A 9,233-nucleotide genomic window follows, 5' to 3' on the forward strand; every position below is an offset into this window, starting at 1 on the left:
CGATAGTAAAATTTACCACGCAATAGAAGAAAAATGGAATATAGAAAATATGATCAAAACTTCAAACGAATATGTTGTCTATTTTAAAGATTATCTAGCAAGAATTTACACCAAGAAAAGCTCCAAAATGGAGCAAAGACAAAATAAAATACTCTTATTTATAACTTTATTTCAATTCATTGCGCTTCTAAGTGTTTGGAATGATTATCTAAATTTATTAAGTGTTGAGTTTTTACAAAAAGCAAAAGGCATATTGCCACTATTTGGTTCAGAGAGTAACCTAGAAGCTTTCAACATATATCTACCAATTATATTTTTCATAATAATTTTATGTATGTTTTTTTATATCTTCAAAAATAAGGAATAGTTAAGGCAAAAATGGAAAATTTAGATAGAGTGATCGAGCTTGTTTCAAGCTCGACGCTACCGATGATCATCGCACTTTTAAAAGTGACGATCCCACTTACTTTGCTCTCGTTTTCGCTAGGGCTTGTCATCGCCATTATCACAGCAGTAGCAAGGCTTTCAAATATAAAAATTTTAAAATTTATATTTGCCACCTATGTTTGGATATTTCGTGGCACGCCGCTTCTTGTGCAGCTTTTTATTGTATTTTACGGACTTCCTAGCATCGGCGTCACGCTTGATACTTGGAGTGCGGCGACTATCGCATTTAGCCTAAACGTGGGCGCTTATGCGTCTGAATCTGTAAGGGCTGCCATACTTTCTGTGCCAAAAGGTCAGTGGGAGGCCGCCACATCGCTTGGCATGACGCACTATCAAATTTTAAAACGCATCATCGCGCCTCAAGCAGTGAGGATCTCACTCCCTCCGCTTTCAAACACATTTATAGGCCTTGTTAAAGACACTTCACTAGCAGCTTCTATAACGATGGTAGATATGTTTATGGTCGCTCAAAGGATCGCAGCAAGAACCTTTGAGCCACTCATCCTCTACATCCTAGCAGCACTCATCTATCTAGTGGTTTGCACACTTTTAACCTATCTTCAATCAAGGCTTGAAAAAGCTGTCTCAAGGTATGTCTAATGGCTATAAATTTTAAAAATATAAGCAAATCTTACGGCGATCATTTGGTGCTAGATAACATAAATACAAGCTTTAAAGAGGGGCAAACGACCGTGATAGTTGGCTCATCTGGTTGTGGCAAATCAACGCTTCTTAGATGCATAAATTTACTTGAGATCCCACAAAGTGGCACTTTAGAGGTAGATGATAGGAGTGTAAATTTTAAAGAGAAGCTTAGCTCAAAAGAGCTTTTAGAAATTCGCAAAAAAACAGGCATGGTCTTTCAAAGCTTCAACCTCTTCCCGCACCTAACAGCACTTCAAAATGTCACCGAAGCTCCGATCTATGTTCAAAAAAAGGATAAAAACGAGGCGATAAAAGAGGCAAAAGAGCTTTTAGCTAAAGTTGGTCTTAGCCACAAAGAAGATACCTATCCAAACAGGCTCTCAGGCGGACAAGCACAGCGTGTAGCCATCGCTAGAGCGCTAGCTGTAAATCCATACTTTTTGCTACTTGATGAGCCTACAAGTGCGCTAGATCCAGAGCTAGAGGCTGAAGTTTTAAAGGTCATCTTATCTCTTGCAAAAGAGAAAAAGTCTATGATCATCGTCACTCATAATATGAATTTTGCTAGAAAGATAGCTGATAGAATTTTGTTTTTAGATAAAGGCGTGATCGCGTTTGATGGCTTAGTAGATGAGTTTTTTAACAGCCAAAATGAGAGGATAAAAAGCTTTATCTCGGCTATGGATATATAAATTTAGCTAGAAGATCTAGCTAAATTTAACTATGCAAAGTATGGTTTTATCTGCTCGATCCAAGCTGAAATTCTACCCTCAGTCTTGTCACTTTGGTTATCAGCATCAAGCGCTAGACCCACAAATTTACCATTTCTTACGGCATCAGAACCATCAAATGTATATCCATCAGTGCTAACCTCACCCACTACCTTTGCGCCAGCTTTTACGACCTCATCGTAAAGCTTTGCCATGCCGTTACAGTACTCATCTGAGTAGCTCTCGCTATCGCCCATGCCAAAAACAGCGACCGTTTTGCCACTTAAATTTAACGCTTTAAAGTCAAATGCGTCCCAGTCGTCTTGCAGGTCGCCGCTACCCCAGGTCGATGTGCCAACAATGAGCTTATCAAAGCTATTTATCTTTGCTGCGTCCACATCAGAGACGTTTAAAAGCTCGTTTTCAAGCCCCAAACCCTCGCTTATAAGCTTTGCTGCATCTTCGGTATTTCCCATGCTACTTCCATAAACTATACCTATCATTTTTATCCTTTTTAAAAAATTTTACTAATAATCGTATAAGGCACGAGCTTTATGCACCCTCTTGCAAAGCAGTGCCTAACCTCAACATGCCGCCTAAATTCCTCATTTCTAGGGCAGACGATATAAACCATCTCGCACTCACTACCAAGCGCGCAAACGGCTGCATCGATGTCGTCGTTTAAATTTCTCATATCATCAAAGCTCACTTTTTTAAAGCTTGGCATGACATTGAGTAAATTTTTGCCATCTTTTTTGACCGAGATGACGCCGCCATTTAGCACGACCTCTTTGTCCTGATGGCGGAGGCGTATTTTATCATAAACAAATTGACAAAACATCTGCGCTGCATCTATGCAAAGCTCAAATTTACCGCTTCTATAAAGCATTTTTATCATCTTTGCAGCGGCCATCTTTGGCTCTTTTGCTATAAATTTGATATTTGAGAGATCATCTTTTAAGTAGCCATTTATGATGATGTTTGAAGGTATGCAAAAGCTATCAACTGGTTTAAAATTTAAAAATTTATCGCGCAGTAAGAAATTTATCCTAGCATCAAAAATATCTTTGAAATTTAGAAATTTAGCGTAAGAAAGCGGGATCTTCAGCTCGCTCTCTACGCCAACATTATAAAGTGCAATAAAAATTTTCGCACGCGAAAGCTTGTCAAGCTTTGCAAAAATACTTGGAGTTATTTCGCCAATATCTGATAAAAACCCGAACTTCATCGATTATTCTTTGCATCCAAATTCCTTATCTAGGCCAAAGACCTTACAATACTCGCAAAATACGCAACTAACGCTTCTTTTTGCACAAACGATAGGGATATTTCTCTTTTTTGCTTGAGTTTTAATAGTCTTCATCGTGTTGTGGTTTAAAAAGCTAGTTAGCATCACCACGCACTCGGTGTCTTGTGGGATCGGCTTGCGATTTACGCGGTTTTCGTTTCTAGCGTCCCAGTGCTCTATCTTTTCAGCTCCCAAATCATGCAAAACAGCCTTAATAGGCGTGATCTCATCTGCTCCGATAACTAAAACTGACATAACAAGCTCCTAAAATTTATTCGTTTTCTGATAACGATTATAAAAAAGCTTAGCTAAAATTATTCTTAGTTATGATATTTATTATCACTTATTTGTAGAAATTTGTAACGTTTTTGGTTTTTTAAAAAGGCTAAATTTAATTAGCCTTTTTAAATTTAACCGCCGCAACGAGAAAGATGACAAGTCCAACCGCTGCAAAAACGCTGCCAACATTGCCAATATTTTGCTCACCAAGATGAACTATCGTTTGATGACCTATTAGCGCGCCAGCTCCTATGCCGATATTATAAATGGCTGAATATATCGCCATCGCAGCGTCCGTGGCATTTGAGGCTAAATTTAGTACCTTTATCTGAAAGCTCATATTTATCCCAGCTATGCCAAGCCCCCAGATAAAGGCAAGCGCAAGCATCAAACTCTCATTTGTAGCGATGAAATTTAACGTCAGCAAGCAGGCTAAAATGATCGCTATTGAGGTAGCTGTAAAAGCATTTGGTATGAGCTTATAAAATTTAGAGAAAAGCACGCTTGCTACGATACCGGCTACGCCAAACAAAAGCAAAAATATAGTGATAAATTTACCATCAAAACCGCTTATATCTTTAGCAAACGGCTCGATGTAGCTATAGGTGCTAAAATGCGCACTGATAACGATAGCTGTTAGCAAAAATATCACCATCAAAAAGCCATTTCTTGCAAGCTCTGGCAAACTCTTTAGCGAGCCTGAGTTTTTGCTAGGCAAAAGCGGCAAAATTTTATATAGCCAAGCGCCAACGCCCACAGCAAAAATTCCTATGAGCCCAAATGTGACACGCCAGCCCAAGCTATCGCCTAAAATCCTGCCAAGTGGCAAGCCAAGTATCATCGCCATCGATGTGCCAAGTGCTAAAAGTCCCAGAGCCTGCGAGCTTTTATTGATAGGCGCAACTCTAACGGCAAGCGAAGCGGTGATCGACCAAAATATGGCGTGTGCGATGGCTATTAGCACGCGAGCTATGACTAAAACAGTAAAATTCCAAGCAACAGCGCAAAGTGCGTGAGAAGCGACAAAAATGATAAAAACCTTTAAAAGTAGCGACCTTCGCTCTAAATTTGCAGTTAGCAACATAAAAGGTAACGAGAGTATCGTCACACTCCACGCATATATCGTGATGATGAGCCCAGTATCAGCCGTGCTCATCTCAAAATCCTTCGCTATGTCACTTAAAAGCGGCACCGGCACGAACTCAGTTGTATTAAATATAAAAGCTGCAAAGGTTAGCGCGATAACCCTTAGATAGGCTATTTTATGAATATTTATCAAAATTTCATCCTTTTTACTTTGCCCCTACGATATTAAAATTTGACTTACATCTTAGTTATTTATAAATTTTAATTTTTTAATGATAGAGATTAATGACAAATTTTGGATTATTTCTTTATAATAAAGCCATTTTTAAGATAATTTTAAGGCGGAAATATGTCAAAAATAATGAAAACTATGGACGGAAACGAGGCCGCAGCTTACGCGTCATACGCATTTACTGAAGTAGCTGGAATTTACCCTATCACTCCTAGCTCGCCTATGGCTGACTACACTGACCTTTGGGCAGCGCAGGGCAAGAAAAATTTATTTGGTATGCCAGTAAAAGTAGTCGAGATGCAAAGCGAGGGTGGCGCAGCTGGCACGGTGCATGGCTCGCTACAAGTTGGTGCGCTAACTACGACCTACACAGCTTCTCAAGGCCTACTTTTAAAAATTCCAAATATGTATAAGATAGCAGGCCAGCTCCTTCCTGGCGTCATCCACGTCTCAGCACGCTCACTAGCAGCGCAGGCTCTTTCAATATTTGGCGACCACCAAGACATCTACGCCTGTCGTCAAACTGGCTTTGCGATGCTAGCAAGCGGCTCAGTGCAAGAGGTGATGGATATCGCTGGCGTGGCGCATTTAGCAGCGATCAAGGGCCGTGTGCCATTTTTACACTTCTTTGACGGCTTTAGAACGAGCCATGAAATTCAAAAGGTCGAGGTGCTTGACTACGCGCACTTTGATAGACTTCTTGACAGAGAGGCGCTACAGAAATTTAGAGACGAAGCGCTAAATCCAGAGAGCCCAAAAACAAGAGGCACAGCGCAAAACGATGATATCTACTTTCAAACAAGAGAGCTAAGCAACCGCTTTTATAACGCAGTGCCAGATATCGTGGCAAACTACTTAGCTGAAATTTCAAAGATCACTGGCAGAGACTACAAGCCGTTTAACTACTACGGCGACCCAGATGCTACGCGCGTCATCGTAGCTATAGGCTCAGTTACACAAACTCTTGAAGAGGTCGTTGATTATCTAAACGCAAAAGGCGAAAAGGTGGGCATCATCAAGGTGCATTTATACCGCCCATTTAGCACGAAGTATCTTTTTGACGTGATGCCAAAGAGCGTGAAAAAAATAGCCGTTCTTGACCGTACAAAAGAGCCTGGCAGCCTTGGCGAGCCACTATATCTTGATATAAAAGCTGCATTTTATAGCCAAAAGGACGCCCCGATCATAGTTGGCGGCAGATACGGCCTAAGCTCAAAGGACGTCGATCCTGCGCAGATGCTAGCTGTATTTGAAAATTTAAACCAAAACGAGCCAAAAGATGGCTTTACAGTGGGTATCGTTGATGACGTAACTTTTACGTCACTACCGACTGGAGAGAAAATTTCACTAAGCGACGAGAGCGTTAAAGAGTGCTTATTTTACGGCCTTGGCGCTGATGGCACCGTGGGCGCAAACAAAAACTCGATAAAGATCATCGGCGATAAGACCGATCTTTACGCACAGGCATATTTTGCCTACGATAGTAAAAAATCAGGCGGTTACACACGCTCGCACCTTCGCTTTGGCAAAAAGCCGATCCGCTCGACCTATCTCGTCTCAAACCCGCACTTTGTAGCCTGCTCAGTCGCAGCATATCTTGAAATTTACGACGTGATTGACGGCATCAGAGAAAACGGCACATTTTTATTAAATTCTATATGGGACGCAGAGCAGACCATAGCGAAGCTGCCAAATAAAGTTAAGAAAATTTTAGCTAGCAAAAATATAAATTTCTACATCATAAACGCAACAAAGCTAGCACACGATATCGGCCTTAAAAACCGCACAAATACCATAATGCAGTCGGCATTTTTCAAGCTTGCAGACATCATACCATTTGAAGATGCGCAAAAATATATGAAAGAGTACGCTCACAAAGCCTACGCTAAAAAAGGCGAGGCGATCGTGCAGATGAACTACAACGCTATCGACGTTGGCGCAAATGGGCTCATAAAAGTGCCGGTTGATCCTGCGTGGGCAAATTTAACAGACGACGCTCAAAAAGAGGAAAAATACATCGGCAACAGCTTCATCGAAAACGTCGTAAAACCGATAAATGCAGCTCGCGGTGACAGCCTGCCAGTCTCAGCCTTCATAGGCTACGAGGACGGCCACTTTGAAGCTGGCACGACGGCTTACGAGAAGCGTGGCGTTGGCGTAATGGTGCCAAAATGGATCGAGCAAAACTGCATCCAGTGCAACCAGTGCGCATTTGTCTGCCCGCACGCCGTCATCAGGCCATTTTTGATAGACGAAAACGAGCTTAACGCAGCTCCTGATGGCGTCAAAGAGCACAACCTAGAGGCCAAAGGCAAAGAGGTCAAGGGGCTAAAATATAAAATCCAAGTAAGCCCACTAGACTGCACCGGCTGCGAGCTGTGCGCGCAAAACTGCCCAAGCAAGGAAAAATCGCTCGTCATGGTGCCGCTTGAAGAAGAGCTAGGCAAAAACGAGCAAGAAAATGCTGATTATCTATTTAAAAAGGTCGCTTACAAAGACGATCTCATGAACAAAGAGAGTGTTAAAGGCGTTGGCTTTGCTAAGCCGCTCTTTGAATTTCACGGCGCTTGCCCGGGATGTGGCGAAACTCCGTATATCACGCTTATTACAAGGCTCTTTGGCGAGCGTATGATCGTGGCAAACGCGACTGGTTGTAGTTCGATATATGGCGGCTCAGCTCCATCTACTCCATACACCACAAATGACGAAGGCAAGGGCGTTGCCTGGGCAAATTCGCTATTTGAAGATAACGCCGAGTTTGGCATGGGTATGAACGTGGCGATGGAGACTATGCGCCACCGTATCGAAGATATCATGAGAAACAACATAGATAGCGTGCCAAACGCACTTTCAGCGCTTTACAACGACTGGATAAATTTCAAAAATGATGGCGTTAAAACGCAAGAGATCACGAAAAATTTATTGCCTATTTTAGAGCAAAATTTAAGCGCACCAGGCGTAAAAGAAATTTTAGAGCTTAAGAAATTTCTCGTCAAAAAGTCGCAATGGATCATCGGTGGCGACGGATGGGCGTATGACATCGGTTTTGGCGGACTTGACCATGTGCTAGCAAGCGGCGAGAACGTAAATGTGCTAGTGCTTGACACCGAAGTTTATTCAAACACTGGCGGTCAAAGCTCGAAATCAAGCCGCGCTGGCTCGATAGCACAATTTACAGCTAGCGGCAAACCAGCTCAAAAGAAAGACCTTGGCTACATCGCGATGACTTATGGAAACATATTTGTAGCGCAGATCAACTCAAACGCAAGCCAAGCAAACGTGATAAAAGCGATCGCAGCGGCCGAAGCCTATGACGGCCCAAGCCTCATCATCGCCTACTCTCCGTGCATCGCTCACGGTATCAAAGGCGGCTTGGCGCTCTCTGGCGGCCAAGGCGAGCTCGCTACAAAATGCGGATACTGGCCGACATATCTATACGATCCGCGTCTTTTAAAAGAGGGGCAAAATCCGCTTAAAATCACCTCAAAAGAGCCTGACTGGTCGCTTTATGAAGAGTTTTTGCTAAACGAAGTTCGCTACAACTCGCTTAAAAAGACCAACCCTGAACACGCAGACGAGCTACTAGCTAAAAACAAAGCCGATGCACAAAGACGCTACCGCCAACTAAAACGCCTTAGCCTAGCAGACTTTAGCGACGAGGTCGAAACTAGCGCGGAGACTACTCAAAGCGCTGAGTAAATTTAAATTTCTCTTGCCAAATTTAAACGGCAAGAGAAAATTTCATTAAATTTAGCCGTTTTTTTTGCGGCCAAATTTTCAAATTTAGAAGGTGAAAAATGAGCCATACGCACCCTTTCAAGCCAATCTTTGATAAAAACTCTAAAATTTTGATCCTAGGCTCATTTCCATCTGTCATCTCTCGTAAATTTGGCTTTTATTATACAAATCCGCAAAACCGCTTTTGGCGGGTGTTAGCTGGGATATTAAACGCTCAGCTGCCAGAAAGCAAGGATGAAAAGATAAAATTTCTACTTTCCCATCACATCGCAATATATGATTCTGCGATATCATGCGAGATAGAGGGCTCAAGCGACGCAAAAATGAGCAAGATCGTACCTGTAAATTTAAGGCCTTTATTTAAAGAGGCAAATATCACGCAAGTTTACGCAAACGGCGGCAAAGCTTATGAAATTTGCAAAAAATATTTAGAAGATGAGATCATAAAAGCAACAAAAAATGAAGTGATAAAACTGCCATCAACCAGCCCTGCAAATGCCAAATTTAGCCTTGAAAAGCTCAAATGCGAATGGAAAGTAGTAACAAATACATTAAGAGATAGCTAAAATTTAGCTAATTTGCTTACCTGTTATTACAAACGCCAAAATATAAAACTAGAATATCGCTCCCTACCCCACTTCTAGTTTAACCTCTTTACTATCTAGTCCAACTCTTTGCTTTACTTCGTTAAATTTTTGGATAAATCTGTTTTTATTCTCACTATTTATCAAATTTATTCCGCTTTTTATAGATGATGCTCTTTGTATATTGCTATCTATTGCATAAATTTTACATGGCTCTATATATG

General features: G+C 41.6%; 9 protein-coding genes. 5 read left to right on the plus strand and 4 right to left on the minus strand.

Annotation, left to right across the window (positions count from 1 at the left end):
- The 3 genes from F3G86_RS10760 to F3G86_RS04620 form a co-directional block, all read left to right on the plus strand.
- A partial coding sequence (locus tag F3G86_RS10760) for a hypothetical protein (RefSeq protein WP_223228543.1) occupies nt 1-367 on the plus strand: 367 nt, incomplete at its 5' end.
- Between the two features lie 11 nt (nt 368-378).
- Nucleotides 379-1,047, plus strand: coding sequence for an amino acid ABC transporter permease (locus tag F3G86_RS04615; RefSeq protein WP_021089366.1), 669 nt, complete (start codon nt 379-381; stop codon nt 1,045-1,047).
- Entirely contained in the window at nt 1,047-1,784 is a 738-nt protein-coding gene (locus F3G86_RS04620) for an amino acid ABC transporter ATP-binding protein (RefSeq protein ID WP_021089416.1), read from the plus strand. Before F3G86_RS04615 ends, F3G86_RS04620 begins: the two co-directional genes overlap by 1 nt.
- Before the next feature lie 29 nt (nt 1,785-1,813).
- Here F3G86_RS04620 and fldA read toward each other — a convergent pair whose 3' ends face one another.
- From fldA to F3G86_RS04640, 4 genes are all read right to left on the minus strand, one after another.
- A complete protein-coding gene (fldA, locus tag F3G86_RS04625) occupies nt 1,814-2,305 on the minus strand; it encodes a flavodoxin FldA (RefSeq protein ID WP_103598841.1) in 492 nt (163 codons plus the stop codon).
- A gap of 11 nt (nt 2,306-2,316) precedes the next feature.
- Nucleotides 2,317-3,030: a UDP-N-acetylmuramate--alanine ligase gene (locus F3G86_RS04630; RefSeq protein WP_103598842.1), complete on the minus strand. Its 714-nt coding sequence runs from the start codon at nt 3,028-3,030 to the stop codon at nt 2,317-2,319.
- A gap of 3 nt (nt 3,031-3,033) precedes the next feature.
- Entirely contained in the window at nt 3,034-3,345 is a 312-nt protein-coding gene (locus F3G86_RS04635; protein WP_002939277.1) for a DUF2325 domain-containing protein, read from the minus strand.
- A gap of 136 nt (nt 3,346-3,481) precedes the next feature.
- A complete protein-coding gene (locus tag F3G86_RS04640; protein WP_149723115.1) occupies nt 3,482-4,648 on the minus strand; it encodes a sugar transporter in 1,167 nt (388 codons plus the stop codon).
- Nucleotides 4,649-4,804: 156 nt separating this feature from the next.
- On the opposite strand from F3G86_RS04640, the gene nifJ reads away from it, so the two are divergent.
- Nucleotides 4,805-8,386 (plus strand): pyruvate:ferredoxin (flavodoxin) oxidoreductase, encoded by a 3,582-nt coding sequence (gene nifJ / locus F3G86_RS04645; protein WP_149723116.1) that lies wholly within the window; start codon nt 4,805-4,807, stop codon nt 8,384-8,386.
- 98 nt (nt 8,387-8,484) lie between these two features.
- The gene (locus tag F3G86_RS04650) at nt 8,485-8,991 is read left to right on the plus strand and encodes a DNA-deoxyinosine glycosylase (RefSeq protein ID WP_103598847.1); all 507 of its coding nucleotides are present in this window, start codon (nt 8,485-8,487) and stop codon (nt 8,989-8,991) included.
- Nucleotides 8,992-9,233 lie beyond the last annotated feature (242 nt).

The sequence above is a fragment of the Campylobacter concisus genome (genome assembly GCF_902460595.1).
GTDB classification, from domain to species: Bacteria; Campylobacterota; Campylobacteria; order Campylobacterales; family Campylobacteraceae; genus Campylobacter_A; species Campylobacter_A concisus_BL.

Bases quoted from the DNA above. Each gene is read 5' to 3' on its own strand.
- F3G86_RS04615 (WP_021089366.1), top strand. From the start codon at position 379: ATGGAAAATTTAGATAGAGTGATCGAGCTTGTTTCAAGCTCGACGCTA.
- F3G86_RS04620 (WP_021089416.1), top strand. From the start codon at position 1,047: ATGGCTATAAATTTTAAAAATATAAGCAAATCTTACGGCGATCATTTG.
- fldA (WP_103598841.1), bottom strand. From the start codon at position 2,305: ATGATAGGTATAGTTTATGGAAGTAGCATGGGAAATACCGAAGATGCA.
- F3G86_RS04630 (WP_103598842.1), bottom strand. From the start codon at position 3,030: ATGAAGTTCGGGTTTTTATCAGATATTGGCGAAATAACTCCAAGTATT.
- F3G86_RS04635 (WP_002939277.1), bottom strand. From the start codon at position 3,345: ATGTCAGTTTTAGTTATCGGAGCAGATGAGATCACGCCTATTAAGGCT.
- nifJ (WP_149723116.1), top strand. From the start codon at position 4,805: ATGTCAAAAATAATGAAAACTATGGACGGAAACGAGGCCGCAGCTTAC.
- F3G86_RS04650 (WP_103598847.1), top strand. From the start codon at position 8,485: ATGAGCCATACGCACCCTTTCAAGCCAATCTTTGATAAAAACTCTAAA.